Annotated in this window: 17 protein-coding genes; 5 read left to right on the top strand and 12 right to left on the bottom strand. The window is 72.5% G+C overall.

The genetic code is table 11. The annotated features are described in order from the left end of the window. Positions 1-46: 46 nt before the first annotated feature. From GCL84_RS09055 to GCL84_RS30800, 8 genes are all read right to left on the bottom strand, one after another. Positions 47-6,586: a type I polyketide synthase gene (locus tag GCL84_RS09055; RefSeq protein ID WP_156754939.1), complete on the bottom strand. Its 6,540-nt coding sequence runs from the start codon at positions 6,584-6,586 to the stop codon at positions 47-49. Continuing rightward, positions 6,586-8,370 (bottom strand): fatty acyl-AMP ligase, encoded by a 1,785-nt coding sequence (locus tag GCL84_RS09060; protein WP_156754940.1) that lies wholly within the window; start codon positions 8,368-8,370, stop codon positions 6,586-6,588. The genes GCL84_RS09055 and GCL84_RS09060 overlap by 1 nt, the downstream gene beginning before the upstream one ends. 371 nt (positions 8,371-8,741) lie before the next feature. Further along, entirely contained in the window at positions 8,742-9,704 is a 963-nt protein-coding gene (locus tag GCL84_RS09065; protein ID WP_156754941.1) for a R2-like ligand-binding oxidase, read from the bottom strand. A 37-nt stretch (positions 9,705-9,741) separates the two neighbouring features. Next, positions 9,742-11,358, bottom strand: coding sequence for a CocE/NonD family hydrolase (locus GCL84_RS09070; protein ID WP_197523114.1), 1,617 nt, complete (start codon positions 11,356-11,358; stop codon positions 9,742-9,744). Positions 11,359-11,871: 513 nt separating this feature from the next. Next, positions 11,872-12,468, bottom strand: coding sequence for a TetR/AcrR family transcriptional regulator (locus GCL84_RS09075; protein ID WP_235926098.1), 597 nt, complete (start codon positions 12,466-12,468; stop codon positions 11,872-11,874). 464 nt (positions 12,469-12,932) lie between these two features. Beyond that, positions 12,933-13,127 (bottom strand): DUF397 domain-containing protein, encoded by a 195-nt coding sequence (locus GCL84_RS09080; protein WP_156754944.1) that lies wholly within the window; start codon positions 13,125-13,127, stop codon positions 12,933-12,935. Positions 13,128-13,136: 9 nt separating this feature from the next. Then, positions 13,137-13,805 carry a DUF5753 domain-containing protein gene (locus tag GCL84_RS09085; protein WP_235926099.1) on the bottom strand — a complete coding sequence of 223 codons (669 nt, stop codon included), beginning with the start codon at positions 13,803-13,805 and terminating at the stop codon, positions 13,137-13,139. Next, on the bottom strand, positions 13,793-14,065 hold the full coding sequence (locus tag GCL84_RS30800) for a helix-turn-helix domain-containing protein (RefSeq protein WP_328618762.1): 273 nt from the start codon (positions 14,063-14,065) through the stop codon (positions 13,793-13,795). The genes GCL84_RS09085 and GCL84_RS30800 overlap by 13 nt, the downstream gene beginning before the upstream one ends. On the opposite strand from GCL84_RS30800, the gene GCL84_RS09090 reads away from it, so the two are divergent. Next, a complete protein-coding gene (locus tag GCL84_RS09090; protein WP_156754945.1) occupies positions 14,004-14,303 on the top strand; it encodes a hypothetical protein in 300 nt (99 codons plus the stop codon). The two genes, GCL84_RS30800 and GCL84_RS09090, sit on opposite strands and share 62 nt — an antisense overlap. Positions 14,304-14,362: 59 nt before the next feature. Here GCL84_RS09090 and GCL84_RS09095 read toward each other — a convergent pair whose 3' ends face one another. Together GCL84_RS09095 and GCL84_RS09100 are read right to left on the bottom strand one after the other, a co-directional pair. Then, positions 14,363-14,521 carry a hypothetical protein gene (locus GCL84_RS09095; RefSeq protein ID WP_156754946.1) on the bottom strand — a complete coding sequence of 53 codons (159 nt, stop codon included), beginning with the start codon at positions 14,519-14,521 and terminating at the stop codon, positions 14,363-14,365. Between the two features lie 118 nt (positions 14,522-14,639). Further along, positions 14,640-15,953, bottom strand: coding sequence for a DHA2 family efflux MFS transporter permease subunit (locus tag GCL84_RS09100; protein ID WP_156754947.1), 1,314 nt, complete (start codon positions 15,951-15,953; stop codon positions 14,640-14,642). 83 nt (positions 15,954-16,036) lie between these two features. On the opposite strand from GCL84_RS09100, the gene GCL84_RS09105 reads away from it, so the two are divergent. Together GCL84_RS09105 and GCL84_RS09110 are read left to right on the top strand one after the other, a co-directional pair. Further along, positions 16,037-16,684: a TetR/AcrR family transcriptional regulator gene (locus GCL84_RS09105; protein WP_156754948.1), complete on the top strand. Its 648-nt coding sequence runs from the start codon at positions 16,037-16,039 to the stop codon at positions 16,682-16,684. Positions 16,685-16,694: 10 nt separating this feature from the next. Beyond that, a complete protein-coding gene (locus GCL84_RS09110; RefSeq protein ID WP_268891341.1) occupies positions 16,695-17,729 on the top strand; it encodes a cation diffusion facilitator family transporter in 1,035 nt (344 codons plus the stop codon). Here GCL84_RS09110 and GCL84_RS09115 read toward each other — a convergent pair. Together GCL84_RS09115 and GCL84_RS09120 are read right to left on the bottom strand one after the other, a co-directional pair. After that, the gene (locus tag GCL84_RS09115) at positions 17,726-18,895 is read right to left on the bottom strand and encodes an aminotransferase class V-fold PLP-dependent enzyme (protein ID WP_156754949.1); all 1,170 of its coding nucleotides are present in this window, start codon (positions 18,893-18,895) and stop codon (positions 17,726-17,728) included. The two genes, GCL84_RS09110 and GCL84_RS09115, sit on opposite strands and share 4 nt — an antisense overlap. Beyond that, entirely contained in the window at positions 18,892-19,668 is a 777-nt protein-coding gene (locus GCL84_RS09120) for a tryptophan 2,3-dioxygenase (RefSeq protein WP_235926100.1), read from the bottom strand. Before GCL84_RS09120 ends, GCL84_RS09115 begins: the two co-directional genes overlap by 4 nt. Before the next feature lie 97 nt (positions 19,669-19,765). Between GCL84_RS09120 and GCL84_RS09125 the strand changes: the two genes are divergently transcribed. Together GCL84_RS09125 and GCL84_RS09130 are read left to right on the top strand one after the other, a co-directional pair. Continuing rightward, positions 19,766-20,302, top strand: a complete 537-nt coding sequence (locus GCL84_RS09125; protein WP_197523116.1) for a DUF4240 domain-containing protein — start codon at positions 19,766-19,768, stop codon at positions 20,300-20,302. Between the two features lie 44 nt (positions 20,303-20,346). Beyond that, on the top strand, positions 20,347-20,829 hold the full coding sequence (locus GCL84_RS09130) for a cation:proton antiporter regulatory subunit (protein ID WP_156754951.1): 483 nt from the start codon (positions 20,347-20,349) through the stop codon (positions 20,827-20,829). The last annotated feature ends 22 nt before the right edge of the window (positions 20,830-20,851 follow it).

Below are 20,851 nucleotides of genomic sequence, written 5' to 3' on the forward strand. Positions count from 1 at the left end.
CTGCCTCCTCCTCACTCAGGTCAAGCGCGGTCGGGTGGTTCCGGTTTCACTGGTGAGCTGATGAGCGTGGGTGGTCGAGAGCGGCGCGCAGCTCGCGCGCGATGACCGCCACGTTCGGGGGGTCGATCATGGTCAGGTGATCGCCGGGCACCTTGACGATCTCGAGGGCGCCCGCGTGCTCGTCCCAACCCAGGGTGTCGTCGGTGCGCTTGTAGCGGGGGTCGAGCTGGGTGGTGAGCGGGTGCGGCTCCTTGGCGCGGAACAGCACGACGCGGCCACTGTAGGGCTTCGGGTGGTAGTTCTCGGCCACCCGGGCGTCCACGTAGGAGGTGTACTGGTGGTGCAGGGCGGCGGCGCCCATGCCCTCCACGTTGGCCGCGAGGGACTCGACGACGTACTGGATCTGCTGCTCGTCGTCCATGCCGCCGAGCCGCTCGGGGGTCAGGTCGAGGTCGACGCCGTAGGTGTCCTGGATGTGCTCGGCGAAGCGGGCGAACCGTTCCAGGTTGACCTGCTCCTGCGAGACCGGTCGCGGCCCCTCCAGCGGCAGGATCGTGTCGATCATCGCCACCAGCTCGACCTGCTCGCCGCGGGCGGTGAGCAACTGGGCGATCTGGTAGGACAGCAGCCCGCCGAACGACCAGCCCGCGAGCCGGTACGGGCCCGACGGCTGCACCTCGCGCAGCAGCTCCAGGTAGCGCTCGGCCTTGGCCTCGAGGGTGTCGACGTCGTCGAGGCGCTCGAAGCCGTAGACCGGGACGCCGGGCCCCATGAACTGCACCAGCGACCGGTAGACGCTGGTCGGGCCGCCCGCGGGGTGGAACAGGAAGATCGGCGTGCCGGTGTCGCTGTCCTGCAGCACGCGCATCGGCTTGCCGCCGTTGCCCTCGATCTGCTCGCGCAGCAGGTCGGCCATGGCCGCCACGGTCGGCTCGGCGAACAGGGTGGCCTGGTCGGGGGCGGCGTCGAGCTCGCGGTCGATGGCCGCGTGCACCCGGGCGGCCTGGTCCTCGTCGCCGACGGCGAAGAACGTGTCGTGCACGCCGGGCTCGGGGATCTCCAGGACGTCCTGCCAGATCCGGGCCACCCAGCGCTCGGACGGGTCGCGCGGGCCGACCTTGCGCGGCCCGGCCTTGGCCTGGCGGGCGGCGCGGTCGGCCGGGTCGGCCTCGCCGAGGCCGGAGGCCTCGGACAGGTGGTCGGCCAGCTCGGCCAGGCTCGCCCCGCGCAGCAGCAGCGGCACCGGCAGCGGCAGGCCGAAGTCCCGCTCGACCGCGCCGCGGGCGCGCATGGCCAGCAGCGAGTCGAGGCCGAGCTGGGTCAGCGGCACGTACCGGTCGATGTTCTCGGCGGAGAAGCCCATCAGCTCGGCGATGATCGCGACCAGGTGGTCTTCCAGCGCCTGGCGGGCCGCGGGCGGCGCCATGCCGCGCAGCGCGGCCATGCCCGCCCAGTCCGGGCCGGCGGTGGGCGCGGCCTGCTCGTCCGGCTTGACCACGGCGAAGAACGGGCGGGCCAGCAACTGCGGGAACAGCGACAGGGTGGTGCCCAGGTCGAGCCTGGCCACGCCGGTGGCGGCCCGGCCGCTGGCCAGGACGGACTCCAGCGCCTGCATGCCCTCGGTCGGGCCGAGCGGGTCGAGCACCGGGTTGTCCCGGCCGACCGCGCCGCCGACCTCGGCCCAGGCGCCCCAGTTGACGGTGGTGGCGCGCAGGCCCTGCGCGCGCCGCCAGGCCACCACGGCGTCGAGCCAGGCGTTGGCGGTGGCGTAGGCGCCCTGGCCGGGCGAGCCGAACAGCGCGGCGGCCGAGGAGTACATCAGCCACCAGTCGAGCCGGTGGCCGAGCGTGGCGTGGTGCAGCGCGACCGCGCCGGTGGCCTTGGCGTGCCAGACCCGTTCCAGGTCCGCGCCGTCCAGGGTGGCCGTCGCGCCGTCGGCGAGGACGCCCGCGGCGTGCAGCACGCCGCGCAGCGGGACGCCGCCCGCGGTGGCCGCGGCGACGAGCCGCTCGGCGACCCCGGGTTCGGCGACGTCGCCCGCGACGACCTCGATCTCGGCGCCGAGGCCGCGCAGCTCGGCGACCAGCGGTTCGTTGTCGGTGGTCAGGCCGCGGCGGCCGGAGAGCACGACGCGGGTGGCGCCGCCCTCGGCCAGCCACTTGCCCGCCAGCAGGCCCAGGCCGCCGAGACCACCGGTGATGACGTAGCCGCCGTCGCGGACCGTGGGGTGCTCCGCCGTCTCGGACGGGGCGCCGTCCCCGGGGAGGTCGAAGCGGGCGCGGGCCAGTTCGGCCGTGTGCCGGACGCCGCCGCGCCAGGCGATCTCGTCGGCGGCGTCGTCGGCGGCGAGTTCGGCGGCGAGCTGGCCCAGCCAGTCGTCGCTGGCCCGGTCGCCGTCGAGGTCGAGCCAGGTGGCGCGCAGCTCGGGGTTCTCGAAGGCCAGCACGCGGGCCAGGCCGCGCAGGGCGGCCTGGTCGGGCGCGCCCGGCTCGCCGTCGCCGACGGCCGCGGCGCCGCGGGTGGCCAGCCACAGCCGGGGCGGCTGCCAGCCGGGCTCGGTGTTGGCGGTCAGCCGCCCGACGAGCGCGGAGGCGGCGAGCACGTGCCGCCGCGCGGCCTGGGGGTCCAGGCCCGAGCCGCCCTCGGCGAGGTAGACGACCCCGGCCGGGGCGCCGCCCGTGAGCACGGCGTCCACGGGGGCGACGACGACCTCGGCGCCGAGGCGGTCGCGCAGGCCCGCGACCCACTCCGGCTCGGCGTCGCCGACCACGACCCAGCGTCGACCGTCCACATCGGCCGTCTCAAGGGGAGTTTCGACCCAGCGGGCCTCGAACGCCTTCTCCGACAACGGCAGCGGCACCGAGGAGCGCTGCAGGCGGCGGACGTAGACCTGGTCGATGTCGACGACCACGGCCCCGTCCGCGTCGACGAGCCGCACCGCGCCGATGAGCCCGTCGAGGCCCTCGTCGAGGGAGTCGAGGCGGGCCTCGACGCGCACGGCCGCGGCGGCGTCGCCGAGGACGCGGACCCGGCCCAGCGACAGCGGCAGGTAGGTGCCGCCGCCCGCGCTGATCCGGTCGAACGCGGCGGCGGCGAGGGCGTGCAGCGCGGCGTCGGCCAGGGCCGGGTGCAGCACGTACCCGGTGTGCCTGCCCGCTTCCTCCGGCAGCGCGATGGCGGCGGAGGCGACCCCGTCCCCGGCGACGACGTCGCTCAGGCCGCGGAAGGCGGGCCCGTAGGCCTGGCCCATCTCGGCCAGCGCCGGGTAGAGGTCGACCGGCTCGCCGCCGGTGGACCACCCCAGCGGGGCGGGGTCGGCGTCGGCGCGGCGGACGGTGGCCGAGGCGTGCCTGGTCCAGGTGCCCGCCGCCGACTTGGCGCTGACGGTGACCAGGCCGCCGTGGCGGTCGGTCAGGGTGAGCGAGGTGGTGATCTCGGTGTGCGCGGCCAGCGGCAGCACCTGGGTCAGCTCGACGTCGCGGACCTCGACCTGGCCCTTGAGCGCCTCCCGGGCGGCGGCCAGCGCCAGCTCCAGGTACCCGGTGCCGGGGAAGATCGCGACGCCGTGCGCGGCGTGGTCGGCCAGCCAGGGCCGGACCTCGGTGCCCACGTCGGCGCGCCAGACGTGCCGGTCGCCCTCGGGCAGCTCGATGTGCACGCCCAGCAGCGGGTGGCGCCCGGCGGGCGCGGCGGCGGCCGGGCGGGCCTTGGGCCAGAAGCCCTTGTGCTCCCAGCGCGGGCCGGGCAGCGACACCGGGGGCAGCGCCTCGTGCCGCTCGGCCAGCACGGTCGGGTGCCCGGTGGCGTGCAGCGCGGCGAGGCTGGTGAGGAAGGTCTGGCGCTCGCCGTCCCTGCGGTGCGCCGAGGCCAGCCCGGTCACCTTGCCCGCGGCGGTCTGCTCGAGCGCCGACAGCGCGATCGGGTGCGGGGAGATCTCGACGAACCGGGTGTGGCGGTCCTCGACGGCGGCGGTGAGCGCCTGGGCGAAGCGCACCGGCTGGCGCAGGTTGCGCACCCAGTACTCGACGTCGAACGCCGGGACCTCGCGCGGGTCGTCGAGGACGGTGGTGTAGCAGGGGATGGCGGCCTCGGCCGGGATCAGCCCGGCCATGCCCGCGCGGAACTCGTCGAGGAACGGCTCGACGGCGGGCGAGTGGCCCGCGCCGCCGACCTTGAGCTTGCGGGCCAGGCGGCCCAGGCCCTCGGTGTGCGCGAGCAGCGCGTCGACCTCGGCGGCGTCGCCGGTGACGGTGCACTGGGTCGGCGAGGCGTAGACGGCGACGGCCACGTTGGGGAACCGGGGCGCCAGCTCGTCGAACTCGGCCTGCGACAGCTCCAGCACGGCCATCGCGCCGACGCCGGAGTCGTTGATGCCGGAGAGGATGTTGGCCCGGGTGGTCATCACCTTGAGACCGTCCACGACCGACAGCGCGCCCGCGGTGACCGCGGCGGCGACCTCGCCCATGGAGTGGCCGACCACGGCGGTGGGCTCGACGCCGTGCGCGCGCCACAGCGCGGCCAGCGCGACCTGCACGCCGAACAGCGCGGGCTGGGTGGCGGCCAGGTTGGGCAGCTCCTGCTCGCCTGCGAGCACCTGGCGCAGCGAGAACCCGGTGACCGCGACGAAGTCGGGGTCCAGGGCCTCCACGGCGGTGCGGAACGCGGGCTCGGTGGCCAGCAGCTCGCGGCCCATCCGCTCCCAGGTGGACCCGTAGCCGGAGAAGACGAAGACCACGGCGGTGTCGTCGCGGCGGGACTGCCCGGTCACCACGCCCGCGCCGGTCTCGCCGCGCGAGAGCGCGCGCAGCGCGGCGGCCAGCGCCTCGCGGCCGGAGCCGACGACGGCCCCGCGCTGGGGCAGGTGCTCGCGGCGGCGGGCCAGGGTGGCCGCGACCGCGCCGAGGGCGACCCCGGTGTTGGCCTCGACGAAGTCGGCGAGGTCGCCCGCGCGCTGGGCCAGCGCGGCCGACGAGCGCGCCGACAGCGCCAGCACGTGCGTCTCGGTCTCGTCAGCGCGCGGCACCCGGCGGCGCTTGGCGGGCCACTCCTCCAGCACGACGTGGGCGTTGGTGCCGCCGAAGCCGAAGGCGGACACGCCCGCGCGGGCCCGGCCGGAGTAGCGCGGCCAGGCCGCGCCCTCGCCGACCACGCGCAGGCCGTTGCCGTCGAAGTCGATGTTGGGGTTGGGCGCGGTGTAGTGCAGGCTCGCCGGGATGCGCCCGTTGCGCATGGCCAGCACGACCTTGATGAACCCGGCGATGCCCGCCGCGCCCTCCAGGTGGCCCAGGTTGGACTTGACCGAGCCCAGCAGCAGCGGGCGGTCGGCGGTGCGGCCGCTGCCGAGCACCTGGCCCAGCGCCCCGGCCTCGATCGGGTCGCCGAGGAAGGTGCCGGTGCCGTGCGCCTCGACGTAGTCCACACCGGACGGGTCGAGGTCGGCCACCGAGTAGGCCTCGCGCAGCAGCGCGGCCTGGGCGTCGGGGTTGGGCGCCATCATGCCGTTGGAGCGGCCGTCGGAGTTGACCGCGGAGCCGCGCACGACCGCGAGCACGCGGTCGCCGTCGCGGCGGGCGTCGGTGAGCCGCTTGAGCACGACCACGCCGCAGCCCTCGCCGCGCACGATGCCGTCGGCGGCGGCGTCGAAGGCCTTGCACCTGCCGTCGGCGGCGAGCACGCCCGCGCTGTGGAAGTTGGCGAACACCGCCGGGCTCAGCAGCAGGTTGACCCCGCCGACGAGGGCGTGGTCGGTCTCGCCGCGCTGCAGCGACTGCACGCCGTGGTGGATGGCCACCAGCGACGACGAGCAGGCGGTGTCCACCGTCAGCGACGGGCCGCGCAGGTCGAGCAGGTAGGACAGCCGGTTGGCCGCGATGCTGGCCGCGGCTCCGGTGCCCGACCAGGCGTCGATGGCGGGCAGGTCGACCATGGTCAGGTGGCCGTACTCCACCGCGGACAGGCCGACGAACACCCCGGTCCGCGAGCCCTTGAGCGCGGCGGGGGCGATGCCCGCGTCCTCCAGCGCCGCCCAGGCGACCTCCAGCAGCAGCCGCTGCTGTGGGTCCATCGCCTCGGCCTCGCGCGGGGTGATGCCGAAGAACGCCGCGTCGAAGCCCGCGACGTCGTCGAGGAAGCCGCCCAGCCGGGGCAGGCCGGCCAGGTCGGCGGCCGGGGCGAACTGCTCCCAGCGGCCCGCGGGCACCTCGGAGATGCCGTCGCGGCCGGTCGAGAGCAGGTCCCAGAACGCCTCGGGCGAGTCCACGCCCTTGGCCAGGCGCACGCCGACGCCGACGACGGCGACCGGCTCGCCGGGGTCGATGGCGGGGGTGCGCAGCGCCACCTCGGCGCCCGCGGGGCCGCCGGTCAGGTTCGCCACCAGGGCGCTGATGGTCGGGCTCTCCCAGGCCAGGGTGGGCGGCAGCGGCCTGCCCAGCAGCTTGCCCAGGTCGCCGGAGAGCACCACCGCGTCGCGGGAGGACATGCCCAGCTCGGTGAGCGGGCGGTCGGGGTCGACCTCGGACACCGGCAGCCCGCGGAGCTCGGCGACCCGCTCGACCAGCCAGCCGAGCAGGGATTCGTGCGAACTCATCACGCGCGTCCGTCCTTGAGGGTGCCTTCGGCCCAGCGCTTGCGGCACACCGCGCGGCTGACCTTGCCGCTGGAGGTGCGCGGCACGCCGCCGGGTTCGACGATGAGCACGTCGTGCAGGGAAAGTCCGTGGTGGTGCGACACCGCCGCGGTGACCGCCCTGGTGACCTCGGCGCGGTCGAGGTCCTCGGCGGAGACGACCTTCGACCGCTCGAGCATGACCATGACGTTCTCCCGGCCGCCGTCGAACACCGAGAAGGCGACCAGCGCGTGCTTGCGCACGGCCGGGTGCGCCTGCTCGACGGTGGCCTCGATGTCCTGCGGGTAGTGGTTGCGGCCGTCGACGATGATCAGGTCCTTCATCCGGCCGGTGATGAACAGCTCGCCCTGGTGGAGCACGCCCAGGTCGCCGGTGCGCAGCCAGCCGCGGCCGTCGACGCCGCGGCCGTCGAAGCCGTCGCCTTCCAGGTCCTGGCCGAACACCTCGGCGGTCTGCTCGGGGCGCCGCCAGTAGCCCGCGGCGATGTTGACCCCGGACAGCCACAGCTCGCCGACCATGCCCTCGTCGACGAGCTTGCCCGACTCGGGGTCGACGATGCGCAGCTCCTGGCCGAAGGCCCAGCCGCAGGACACGAGCTGCGAGGCCGCGGCGCCCTCGGCGGCGGGGACGGCCACGCCCCTGGTCAGCGCGTCGCGGTCGAACTCGACCGCGCGGGGCTCGGTGTCCGGGACGCCGGAGGCCACCAGCACGACGGCCTCGGCCATGCCGAACGACGGGCGGTGCGCGGTGCGCTTGAGCCCGCACTCGGCGAAGGCGTCGGCGAAGCGGTCGATCGAGGCCATGGTGACCGGCTCGGAGCCGTCGACCATGGACACCACGTCGGACATGTCGAGCAGCGCCTTCTCCTTGTCGCTGACCCGGGTGCCCGCGTAGGCGTAGGCGAAGTTCGGGGCGGCGGTGATGCCGCCGTGGGCGTCGGCGAGGGCCCGCACCCAGCGGATGGGGCGCTCGAGGAAGGCGATGGGGTCCATCAGCACGACCGGGCTCGAGGTCACCATCGGCACCGCGACGGCGAGCACCAGGCCCATGTCGTGGAACAGCGGCAGCCAGCTCACCATGGTGGTCTCGTCCTGGGCCGCCTGGAAGCACTCGGCGTTCTGCCTGGCGTTGGCCAGCACGTTCCGGTGGGTGATCACCACGCCCGCGGGGACGCGGGTGGAGCCGGAGGTGTACTGCAGGTAGGCGATGTCGTCCGGGCGCGGGGCGACCTCGGCGCAGTCGGCCGCGCGGCTGTCCGGGATGGTGTCGACCGAGACGATGTGCGGGATCGAGATGCCCTGGTCGGCGAGGTAGGCCTCGAGGGTGGCGCGCTGCTCGTCGAGGGTCAGGGCCATCGCCGGGGCGCAGTCGCCGAGCACGGCGGCGAGCCGGTCGGCGTGGCCGGGCAGGTCGGGCTGGAACAGCGGGACCCCGATGGCCCCGGCGCGGATGGCGCCGATCAGGCCCGCGATGTAGTCGGCGGACTGCCGGGCCAGGACGACCACGCGGTCGCCGGGGGCGGTGCACGCCTGCACCCGCGCGGCCACGGCGCTGACCCTGGTGTCGAGCTCGCGCCAGGTCAGCGAGGTGGCGTGGCCGTCGACGCTGGCGCGGTAGTCGAGGAAGGTGATGGCGGTGTCGTTGGGGCGCTCACGCGCCCACCAGGCGCAGAGCGTGGCCAGCGACCCCTCGCCGACCTCGACCGGCGCCGCGGGGCCGCCGGTCCGCACACCTGCAGAAGTCATCGTGTCCCGTCCCTCGCCGTCGTCGGGGCGCCGGACCGCACACGGGACCCATTGCGCACCATTCCGCCAGCGCCAAATAGCGGCGAAATGTGGATCTCATTTGCATCCGACTGATCCGGTCGATCCGAAAAACAATTCGACCACCCGTCGATCACCATATTTTCGGTACCCAGCGGGTGTCAACCATTCACGTTTGCAGCACAAGTGCGCGAACTGCTAAAACATTGTTTTTAAGCGGACGTGGGGAAAAACCGGATCGGTGTTGTCAACAGCGTGACAGCTCATCCTCATCCTCCCTGGTCAGCGGCCACCCCACGTGGGCGAGCGCACACGGTCCGCGAGCTGAGACTCGCGAACCGCGTGCGGTCTCGTTATGCCGGTGCCGGAGCCGACTCTTCGGCGTGGAACTGCTCCTCGAGCTGCTCGGGGCTGTAGTCGAGATCGATCGCGGCGACGGACATGCCGCGCGCGCCCTCGATGGCGCCGAGGCGGCGCATCGCCCGGCCCGCGGCGTACTCCATGACGCCCTCGAGCCGCATGTCGAACGGGTCGCCGTCGAACTGCTTGGTGGTCCACTCGATCTGCGCGATCGCGTGCGGCACCAGGCGGCCCATCTCGTCCTGCACGACCTGCCAGAGCCGGTCGTCCGCGGCGACGTGGCGGCGGCAGGTGAAGGTGCCCCAGGCCATGTGGCGGCGCTCGTCGGAGCCGATCCACCGGATGAGCTCCTGCAGGCCGGGCAGGATCTTGTTGGCCTTGCAGGCCTTGTTCCACACGTAGTAGCCGGTCAGCGCCAACACGCCCTCGACGATGTGGTTGTAGACCACCGACGCGCGGACCTGGTTCTCCGGGCTGGGGTCGTCCTGCAGCGCGCCGAGGGCGTTGGGCAGCGCGTCGTAGAAGATCGCCCGGTAGCCGGGGTTGTCCTCGACGTGGGAGTGCAGGTCCTCGTTGACGCCCACCGCGTCCAGCCAGATCCGGAAGGCCTGGGTGTGCTTGGCCTCCTCGAAGGTGAACTGGGTCAGGTACATCTCGTCGCCGAAGCGGCCCTCCTGGCCCATGGCGCGCAGGAACGGCTGGATGTCCTGGGTGACGGCCTCCTCACCGCCGACGAACTGGGCGCAGAGCATGGTCGCGATGAACCGCTGCTCCTCGGTGAGGTTCTGCCAGTCCTGCGCGTCCTGGGTGAAATCGATGGTGCTGGGGTCCCAGAAGCGGCGGTTGCCCTTGGCGAACAAGCGCAGCGGCAGGGAGTCCCAGTCGAGGCCCGCCTTGCTGAGCGAGTGGAACTGCGTCCGGCGCTCGGTGGCCGAGGCGTGGTCGAGGTCGGTCACGGGACTACTCCTTCGGGGGGTTCGGGGAGGGGCGGGGTCAGCCCGCGAACGGGACGTCGATCCAGGACTTGTCCTGCTCGGTGGACAGGAAGCCGAGCTTGCCGCCGTCGACGTTGGAGTCGATGAACAGCGCGTCCTTGGAGTCGACGACCAGGGCCAGCCGGTGCCCGGCCGCGACGTTGTAGGCCGTGGGGCTGAACCGCAGGTCGATCGCCAGCGGGGCGCCGGGGGTCGCGCCGCGCCAGGTGAACGGGGTGTAGTTGACGAGCTTGCCGGTGCCGAGCTGGTCGACGTCGTAGAGGTAGGCCACGACCGTGCCGCGCTCCTTCGGGGGGCTGAGCACCAGGTGGGAGGTGACCTCGCCGCGGATCTTCTGCGTCGAGCGGGTCTTGGGGCCGAACCAGACGCCGCCGCTGGACCTGTCGGTGAACGGCATGAAGTTGGTCGGCGGGTTGCCGGTGAACGCCTCGAGGGTGTAGGTGGCCAGTGGTATGCCGCCGTTGGCCGAGGTGTCCTTGTTGGCGTTGATCTCGGTCTTGAACGGGGCGGGCGCGGTGGTGCTCATCTGGGCGTCGCCCGCGAACAGGCCCGCGGGCTTGGGACCGAGGTAGTACTTGGTGGACGGTCGCTGCAGCAGCGCCGCGTAGCTCTGGTAGCCCTCGACCTTGGCGCTGTTGGGCCGGGGGTGGACCTGCACCGGGTCCAGCTTGGTGATCGAGTCGTCGGTCTTGGCGACGTGGGCGTCGAACCACTTGCCGACGTTGCTCCAGACCAGGCTGTCCAGGCCGAGCAGGCCGCCGTACTCGGTGGCGGCGTGGTCGCCGGGCATCAGCACGAGCTGCTTGGGGCCGGTGAGCCGGTCGTAGAGCTCGCCCATCTGGCCCGGCTCGAAGACCGTCTCGCTCCAGGTGTGCTGGATGAGCGTCGCGGGCTTGTTGCGGTTGATCCGGTCGATGTGGTTGACCGGCGAGCGCGGCTGCGCCCACTCCTGGACGGCCCGGTCCTGCGCGTCGGTCTGGTGCGGGTCGTAGATGGTCGCCAGCATCTGGTCGGACTCGAAGCTCAGCCGCCCGTTCTGCTTGCCCGACAGGTGCAGCACCGTCGCCGCCAGGCCGTGGCGGGTGCGCTCGGTCAGGAAGGAGCGCACCATGTCGCTCCACCCGCTCATGGACACGACCGCCTTGATCCGCGGGTCGACACCCGAGGCGATGATGCCGATGCCCGCGCCGTAGGACACGCCCGCGACACCGACCCGGTCGACGTCGGAATCGGTGTTCGCGATACCCCAGTCGATCACGTCGGACACGTCGTTGAGGTCGTCCTGACCGGCGACCTGCACCTCGCCGCCGGACTCGCCGAAGCCGCGGGTGCCGTAGCTCAGAACGGTGTAGCCCTTTTCCGCCAGTTTCGTGGCCGGGATGATGTTCTGCGTGACGCCGCCGCCCCAGGCGCTGATGAGAATCGCCAACGGCCGGTCCGCACCGGCGCGGGGCTCCATCACCATTGTCCGCAACTTCACGCCGTCGCGGGACACGATGTCGACCATGCGCGTCTCGAACCCGCTCGCCTGGGCGCCGCCAACCCCTGGCCCACCCACGACCACAGCGGCGAGCATGGCCACCGCGGCACCGACCGCGGCACGTTTACGCGACATCCGAACACCCATTCCGCTGCGACTGAAGACGCCTTTGCCTATTCCCGAGATATCCTCACTCGGAGAATGCAGTGCACATACAAATAGATATTTATGCGATAAGAAGGTAGCATCGGCATTTTTGGGGGTCAAGACACGCGCGAGACCGATTCAGTTCTTGCTCAGCACACACAAAAAAGCCGCTAAGCCTGCTCACGATCGCAGCAGCGCAAAACGTGAATGAAACACGAGAAAGATTCACCTACCGCAGCTCTCAGCCACTTTGAGTGACGAGGCGCATCGCTGTGCGAGCTTTGGGGTACCGCCCAGTCCGTACGGGTACCGCGTTGTTCATGTTCGGTCGGATGATCGAATAAATCGTCACAGCGTTATCATTCGACCACGGCCGTTCCGGTTACGCCGGGTGGGCGACGGGGACGCGCCCACCCGAATCCCCCGCCCGGCGAGGCCACCGCCCGCGCGACCGCGCGGACGACCCGCGCTCGGTCGCCGTCGTGCTCCTTCCGCCCCCTCTCACTGCGTCCCCTCGGGGGCCCTGACCTGCCGCAACAGGCTGTCGAACGCGTCGCCGACGGCGGGGGCCAGCGCGTCCGGGTCGTTGCCCGCGAGTTCCCGGCCCGCCTGGAAGCACGCGCGGGCCAGCCAGGGAGCGAGAACGGCCGTCCGCTCGTCGGCGCCCATGCCGCGCAGGATGGCCGTGGCCAGGTCGACGATGCGGCCCAGCTTGCGGCTGCCCCGGTCGGCCAGGTCCGGGTTCTCGCTGATCAGTCGCTCGCGAACGCGGTAGAGGTCCGGGTCGGACACCGCCCCCGCGCAGATCGACAGGACCAGGCCGCGCATCAGCTCCAGCGCGGTGGCCAGGTCGGGCGCACGGCGCACGGGCATCGGCTCGTAGCGGGCGTGCACCTCGTCGAGGAACTCCTGCTCCCCGTCGAACACGACCTCCTGCTTGTCACCGAAGTAGCGGAAGAACGTGCTGCGCCCCACCTCGGCCCGCTCGACGATGTCGGCCACGGTCACCTCGGGGTAGCCGCGCTCGGCGAACAGCTCGTACGCGGCGGCGACGATCTCCGCGCGCGTGCGCTGCTTCTTGCGCTGCCACAACGTCACACCTGGAATGTAGTCCCACCTGACACCCAGGTCCAACCTTTGGCTCATGCGCCCGCGTAGAGCAGGTAGTCCCAGTCGTCGGTCAGGTGCACGTCCAGGACCACGGTCTCTGGACGTTTCCGGTGTCGTCGGCTTGCACGACGTTTAGCCGGAGCACCGGGTGACAGGAACTTGGAGAGGCACTGTCGCAGGTGAACGACTTGGCCCGGTCGAACGGCCGGGTGCCCCGAACTTGCCGAGCGAGGTCGCGGCGGGATGCCACCCGGAAGTTCGCACGAAGCGCACGGCGGCATCGTGGCACCGATCCCGCCCGCCGCTGCTCACCCGCTCCGGCCATCCATCACCGAATCCCGCGAGGCCTCATCCCACAGATCCCGGCGGCGGCACGCACGTCGCAAGCCCGGCGCAGTGATTCGAGCCAAGACAGCACGCCCGAGGGCGCCTCGGCCAACCTATGCTGGGGGTCAGCGGGTCACGTGGGCGAGCAGCTCCGAGAGCCCCGATGCCGGGAGGGTCAGGTGGCGGGCGGGGTTCTTGCTGTCGCGCAGGCCACGCACCTCGGGGGCAAGCACAGCGGCCTCGACACAGTCGCCGCCGCCAGTGCCGCCGCTGCCGGAGAAGCTGCTCTTGCGCCACGTGATGCCGTGCTCGGAAGTCATGCGCACAGCTTATCCGACCTGCTGCTCCGCGCTCTTGATCGCTTCCAGTGATTCCGCAGGCGAGAGCGCCTGCCCTGCCAGGATTCCCCACTGCTCGACGAGCTCGCGGACCACCTCGCGCTCCTCGATGTACATCGCGCCACCGGGGCTCTCGGCATAGCCGAAGTCGGGGATCGGATCGGGCAACGTGAGGATCGAGAACGGCCCATCGACGGCGGGGCTCGCACCAACAGCGAGCGGCAGCACCTGCACGGTGATGTGCTCAGCGGTGGCGATGTCGGCGAGCTTCGCCAACTGCCCGCGCAACACGGCCGGGGTGCCGATTGGCCTGGTCAGGGCCGAGTCGTCCAAGATCACGTGGTAGCGCAACGGTTTCGGACGGTGCAGCACCCGCTGTCGGGCCATCCGCGCCAACACACGCCGCTCGGCGACCTCGAAGTCCAAGCCAGGGCGTGCTCCCATGATCAACGCCCTGGTGTAGTCCGGTGTCTGCAACAGGCCGGGAACAACATGGGTGGCCAGTTGCCTGCGGGCCAGCAGGGTCGCCTCGACGTTGAGCAGTTCCTGGAAGTCGGCAGGCAGGTCCTTGCGCAGGGCGAGCCAGTAGCCGCGCTCGCCCGCCCGCTCGGACAGGCCCAGCACCCACTCCCGCGTGTCGCTGTCGGTCACCTCGTACACGTCCAGCAACCGCTCCACGTCGAACGACTCACGCCCTGCTGGCGGGACTCGATGCGGCTGATCTTGGACGTGGACCACTTGCCGCCCAGCGGTTCCAGCCTGGTGGCCACCTCCTCCATCGTCCAGCCGCGCTGTTCGCGCAGTTGGCGGAGGGTTTCGGTGGCTGCCAGCGGCGCACCAGATGGACACGGGGAAGACATGACCGACACAGCGCAGAGCCAGTGGACCGAGGACGAGTTCACCGAGCTGCTCGACGACATGGTGACGGCGGCGGCGCCGCGGTTGTTCGCGGTGGTGCGGGAGCACGTGCCGCGGCGGAACGCGCGGATCGCGGCGTGGGGCCTGCTCCACGCGGACGACCGGGTCGACGTCACGACCTACACCGAGGGGTGGGGCGTGCGGCACCGCTTCGACGACATCGACCGGGTCGAGCGGCGGTTCTCCACGTCCGCCTCGATCACCGCGCGGCTGGTGTGGGTGGGGGAACCACCCGCCTGAGCCCGGACGCGCGCGAACCGGGGCCGGACGTGGTCCGGCCCCGGTTCGGGAAACACCTGTCAGCGCTTGGTGAGGATTCCGTCGCCCACGATCCGGCGGGCGATGCGCTTGATGAGGGGCTTGCGGGGAGCGGGGCGCTGCGCCTGCGCCGGGATCACCGGGTCCGGCTTGGTCGGTGCCTTGATCGGGGTCATGCGCACGGTCTCGTCTGCTGACACTTGCGTCTCACGATTAGGTGTAGAGATCGACACGGTTTCGATCCTGCCACCCAATCGGCGCGGTTCGTGACCAACCCACTCCTCAGAGTGGCCCACACCACTGTGTATTCTGCGTGGGTCACCCTGCTGTGTTCAGCCGCTCGTGACAAACCCGGCCCGGCAGCAGCGGTGTGGCCAGCGTGATCACCCCCGCCAGGCCCGCCACCCACCACAGCGCCGCCCCCGTCCCCGCCGTCGTGGCGAGCGCGGAGACGACCGCGACGCCGAGTGAGCCGCCCAACTGGTTGAGGATGAACAAGCCCGAACTGCCCTGCGCGACCGACTCCACCGGCAGGGTCCGGTAGAGCGAGCCCATCGTCGACGCGCCGACCGCGCCCAGCCCCGCCCCCATGAAGAACGTCGACCACACCGGCGCCCCCACCGCCATGCCCACAGCGCACAGCAGCCCCACCGCCGCCCCGCCGACGGCCAGGGCCCGGGTGCCCACGGTGTCGCTGAGCCTCCCGGCCAAGGGCATCGCCAGCGCCGAGCCCAGCCCGTACGGGGCGACGGCGAGACCAGCGGCGAGCACGCCGCGCCCGTCGGCCTGCTGGGCGAGCGGCACCGCGAACAGCACCGAGAACAGGCACGCCCCCACCGCCGTCATGACCACGACGCTGGCGGCGAACCCCCGGTCGCCGAACAGCCGCACGTCGATCAGCGGCGAGCGGACGCGCAGGGCGTGCGCGACGTAGACCCCCAGCAGGACCACGCCGAGCACGCCGATGCCCACGGCGTCGCCCCGCGACAGCGCGTAGACGCACCCGGTGAAGCCCGGCGCCAGCAGAGCCAACCCCACGACGTCGAACGGGGGCGCCTGCCCCGGCTCCTCGTGCGGCAGCAGTCGGGCCGAGAACACCAGCGACACCAGGCCGACCGGGACGGCGACGAAGAACATCCAGCGCCAGTCCAGGGCCTCGAGGACGACCCCGCCGACGATCGGCCCCAGCACCGGCCCGAGTGAGAGCACCACCCCCATCAGCCCCATGACCCGGCCCGCGCGGGCGGGCCCGGCGGCGCGCGCCAGCAGGGTCAGCAGCACCGGCTCCAGCGTGCCGCCGCCCAGGCCCTGCACCACCCGGGCCGCGATCAGGCTCGGCACGTCCCAGGCCAGGCCCGCGGCCACCGAGCCGACCAGGAACAGCCCGAGCCCGGCCAGCCACAGCCGCCGGGTGCCGAACCGCTCCCCCGCCCAGGCGGTCAGCGGGATGGCGACGGTGACCGCGAGCAGGTAGCCGGTCGAGGCCCAGCCGATGGTGGCCAGGTCGGTGTCGAAGTGGTCGGCGAGCGTCTCCGCGCCGACGGCGACGATCGTGCCGTCGAGCAGGCCGATCATGCCGCCCAGCAGCAGGACGGCGATGAGCCGGCGCAGGTCGGGTGTGAACGCGGTCATGGTTGGCCCCCAGGATGAAATGAACTGACCAGTTCAATCTAACGTTCGGCTCAGTTCATTATCAACCCGCCTACGATGACGGGGTGACAGCGGGACGGGTGGCGCGCGGGCGCATCGACAAGCGGGAGGCGATCCTGCGGGCGGCCTTCGACGTCTTCGCCAGGGAGGGCTTCGCCACCGCGGGTGTCGACGTGATCGCCGCCGAGGCGGGGGTGGCCAAGCCGACGGTCTACAACCACTTCGGCGACAAGGAGACCCTGTTCCGCGAGGTCGTCGCCGCCGAGTCCGAGCGGGCGCTGGCCAAGAACATGGCCGTGGTGGACCTGCTGCGCACACCCAGCCCGGACGTGCGGGAATTGCTGGCCGAAGTGGGTTTCCGGCTCGCCCAGTGCTACACCGAGGACCGCTCCTGGGCGCTGCGGCGGCTCCTGCACACCGAGATCGCCCGCTTCCCCGACCTCGTCGGGGTGGTGCGCGGCGAGGTCGCCGACCGGGTCGGCGCGGCGCTGGCCGACCAGTTCGCCCGGCTGTCGCTGTCCGGCGGCCTGCGCGGACTGGACCCGGCCTCGGCGGCCGAGCAGTTCACCGCGCTGCTCACCGGACCGATGGAGGGCCGGTCGCGGATGGGCACCGTCCCGGTCGGCGCCGCGGAGCTGCGGTCGGTCGCGGAGGCCGCCGTCGACACCTTCCTGGCGGCCTTCGGCCCAGCGGACCGGTCCGTCGCGGAATAACGTCGTCCGGGTGGCGGAACCCAGCAGCAGCAACAAGAAAGACAAACCGGACAACGGTGGCGGAAGCACCCTGACCGTCGTCCTCGCGGGCGCGATGAACCTGGCCATCGCCATCCTCAAGCTGATCGCGGGGCTTGTCACCGGGTCCTCGGCGATGCTGGCCGAGGCGGTGCACTCGGTGGCCGACACGATCACCGAGATCCTGTTGCTGACCGCCCTGCGCACCTCGGCCAAGCCCGCCGACCGCAGGCACCCCTTCGGCTACGGCAAGGCCAGGTACTTCTGGGCGCTGCTGGCGGCGGTGTCGATCTTCGTCTCGGGCGCGGTCTTCGCGCTCTACGAGGGGTTCTCGACGGTCCTGGGCGAGGCCGAGGAGCAGACCTCGCCCATCGTGGCCTACGTCGTGCTGGCCGTCGCCTTCGTGCTGGAGGGCACGTCCTGGACCCAGGCCCTGCGCCAGGTCCGCCGCGAGGCCCGGGAAGCGGGGCGCACCCTGCGCGCCCACCTGCGCGACAGCGACGACCCCGCGCCCAAGACCGTGCTGTACGAGGACTCCGCCGCGCTGACCGGCCTCCTCCTGGCCTTCGCGGGCGTCGGCCTGCACCAGCTCACCGGATCCTCGCTCTGGGACGGCCTGGCCTCCATCGCCATCGGCGTGCTGCTGGCGGGCGTGGCGTTCCTGCTGGGCCGCACCAACGCGGGCCTGCTCATCGGCCAGCAGGCCGACCCGGCGCTGCTCATGGGCGTGCGCGACACCCTGCGCGGCGCCCCGGAGGTCGACGCCGTGGTCGACCTGCAGACCATGCTCATCGGCACCGACCGGGTCCTGGTCTGCGCCCGCGTCGACTTCGTCGACACCATCACCGCGGGCGAGCTGGAACGGGTCTGCCTGCGCCTGGCGAGCACCCTCGAGGGCCGCTTCCACGACGTCACCGAGGTCTTCATCGAACCGGTCCCCCGCTCCGACGCCGACCTCCGCGCCACGGTCCTGGCCCGCTACGGCGACCGCGCGAAGTACTCGCGCGTGGCCGAGGACGAGCCCTAGGTCGTGCGCCGCGCCGAGGCGGCCACCTCCCCCAGCGCGGCCACGGCGTCGCGCAACTGCCGGTCCGCCAGGTACGGCGCGGGCCCGAACCGCAGGTACTCCCCCCGCGAGTCCGTCGACACCCCCCGCGCCGCGAGACCCGCCTGCAACCGACCGGCCACCGGCGAACGCACCGCCACGAACCCGCCGAACCCCGCCCGCGCCCCCGGCACCCGCGCCACCAACTCCCCCGGCAGGTCCAGCGCGTCGATCGCGTCCGCCAGCAACGTCGTCTGCCGCAACGAGATCGACCGCAGCACCCCGGGCGTGAGCCCCTGCCCCTCGAAGAACTCCAGCACCGAACACGCCCGGTAGTGGCTCACCGGGTCATAGGTGGCCCCCGCGAACCGCTCGGCCCCCGCCCCGTAGGCGACCTGCCCCGGCGCGGCAGCCGCCAGCTCCCCGAACTCCGCGTACCACCCGGTGATCACCGGCCGGGTCCGCTCCGCCTGCGGCGGCAGCCGCAGGAAGCAGTTGCCCTCCCCCATCTGCAGGTACTTGTACCCACCGCCGACGATCCAAGCCCCGGCCAGACCCGTCGCGTCGAAGGGCAGGGCGCCCAACGCGTGGTAGGTGTCGACGAGCAGCTCAGCCCCGACCCGCGCGCACGCCGACGCCACCGAGTCCAAGCCGGGCACCACGTGCGAGGTCTCGAACAGCACCGCCGAGACCAGCACCGCCGCCGTTCGGTCATCCACTTCGGACGCCAACCGGTCGGCCAGCCCCGCCGCCGGGAGCGCGGGAACCCGCACGACCTCCACCCCCGCCTCTGCCAACCGGGCGAGCTGGCGGCGCAGGGTGTGGAACTCCCCGTCCGTGGTCACCAGGCGCGGCCGGGAGCGCAGCGGCAGCGCGGACAGGAACCGCAGCACCAGCTCGTGGGTGTTGGCGCCCAGCGCGATCGGGCCGCCGCCGACCAGCGACGCGTAGGCCGCGCGCAGCCGGTCCGCCCGTTCGAAGGCGCGCTCCCACTTGGCGTCCACGTCCAGCGCCGCGTCGGTGAAGGCCGCGATCTGGCCGTGCAGCGCGACGTCCGGCCACGCCTGGTGGGAGTGGCCGGTCAACAGCAGCCGCTCGGCCACGCGGAAGCGCGAGTAGTGCGGGGCCAGCTCCTCGGCGCGCGTCACAGTGCCCCCCGGACGGCCCACAGGTCCGGGAAGACCGGGGTGAACAGGGTGCCGCGCAGGTACGCCGCCCCGGGTGAGCCGCCGGTGCCCGGCATGGCGCCGATGGTGCGCTCCACCATCTTCACGTGCCGGTAGCGCCACTCCTGGAGACCTTCGTCCAGGTCGACCAGGTACTCCGCGATGGTCGACGGGCCGCCGTCGTCCGCGTAGACGGCCAGCAACACCGCTTGCAGGGCGGGCGAGGGTTGCCACGCCTGGGTGACATCGCGGGTGAGCAGGCCCTCGGGCACGGCGTAGCCGTGCTCGGCCAGGTAGACGAGGAACGAGTCGAACAGCGAGGGCCGCGCCATGGCGGCGGCCAGGGCCGGTGCGCCCGCGTGGTGGGCCAGCACCGAGCCGTCGCGGTGGCCGAGGACGGCCTCGAGCTCGCGGAACTGGGCGGACTGGAAGCCGCTGGCGGCGTCGAGGCGGGTGCGGAAGCTGGTGAACTGGCTCGGCGTCATCGTCTCCAGCACGTCGACCTGGGCGACGATCACCTTGAAGATCGACAGGGTTCGGCGCAGGGTGCGGGTGGCGTGCGCGGTGTCGCCGCGGGCCAGGACGGCCTGCAGGTGGTCGAACTCGTGCAGGAGCTGCTTGAACCACAGCTCGTAGACCTGGTGGACGGCGATGAACAGGGGCTCGTCGTGCTCGTCCGAGCGGGGGCGCTGGGCGCCCAGGACCTCGTCGAGGGCCAGGTAGGTCGAATAGGTCAACGCCGCGTCGTGCGCCACGTGGTCCTCCCCTGATCAGGTGTTATGCGGTGCCCACAGCCTCACACACGCGTGTGGGCGTCGTGGATTGTCAGGCCCTGCTGCCATGATCGGACCCATGACCGATGAGGCGTTCTGGCAGCTGATCGCCCGCGCGGCCGAGCAACCGGGCGACCGCGACGAGCGCGCCGAGTGGCTGACCGAGGAGCTCACCAGGCTCCCGGTCGCGCAGATCGTCGACTTCGCGGTCCGGTTGCACACCGTGCGGACCAGGGCCGACACCCCGGGCCTGCTGCGCGCGGCCCGGCTCATCCACGACGGGGTGTGCACCGACGAGGTGTTCCGGTCGTTCCAGCTCTGGCTGCTGACGCTGGGGCGGGCCGCGTTCGACGCGGTCGTGGCCGACGCGGACGCGCTGGCCGACCAGGCCCCGGTGCGCGAGCTGGCCGCGCGGCCGATGCGGGAGTGGTCGGCGCAGGACTGGCCGGAGTGGGAGAGCCTCGACTTCGCCGCGCACGACGCCTACGGGGAGTCGGGCGAGCGGGCGCTCGACGAGGAGCTGTCCGAGCTGGGCGTGGCGCACTCCGCCCCGGCCGCCCCGCTGTCCCGCGAGACGGTCGTCCTGCCCCGGTTGACCGCGCTGTTCGACGGTTGAGAGTGGGGGAAGTAATCGCGCCGGGAGCTTGTTACCGTGATGTGGTGAACGTCGAGGTGACCCCGCTGCCCGGGATAGGCACGCGTCAGGACTTCGTATCCCGATCCGGGCGCCGGATCGGGGTAGTCACGTATCGGGACGGCCATTTCGACCTGATCGTGTCCAAGCACGACGACCCCGACTCCTGCGTGGCGTCGATCCCGCTGACCACCGACGAGTCCGGCGCGCTGGCGAACCTGCTCGGCGGCCCGCAGCTCGTGGCCAAGCTGCAGGAGCAGAACCGGGACGTGCCCGGGGTGGACACGCGGCAGCTACCGCTGGCCCAGGATTCCCCCTACGACGGGCGAACCCTGGGCGACACCGCCCTGCGCACCCGCACGGCCGTGTCCGTGGTGGCCGTCGTGCGCGCGGGCACCGTCCACCCGTCGCCGCGCCCCGACTTCACCCTCGGCGGCGGCGACCTGCTGATCACCGTGGGGACCTCGGAGGGGCTGGCCCAAGCCGCAGACGTCCTCGACAACGGCTGATCACGAGAAGGTTCGCGGATAA

Source organism: Actinokineospora pegani (genome assembly GCF_009745975.1).
Classification (GTDB): domain Bacteria; phylum Actinomycetota; class Actinomycetes; order Mycobacteriales; family Pseudonocardiaceae; genus Actinokineospora; species Actinokineospora pegani.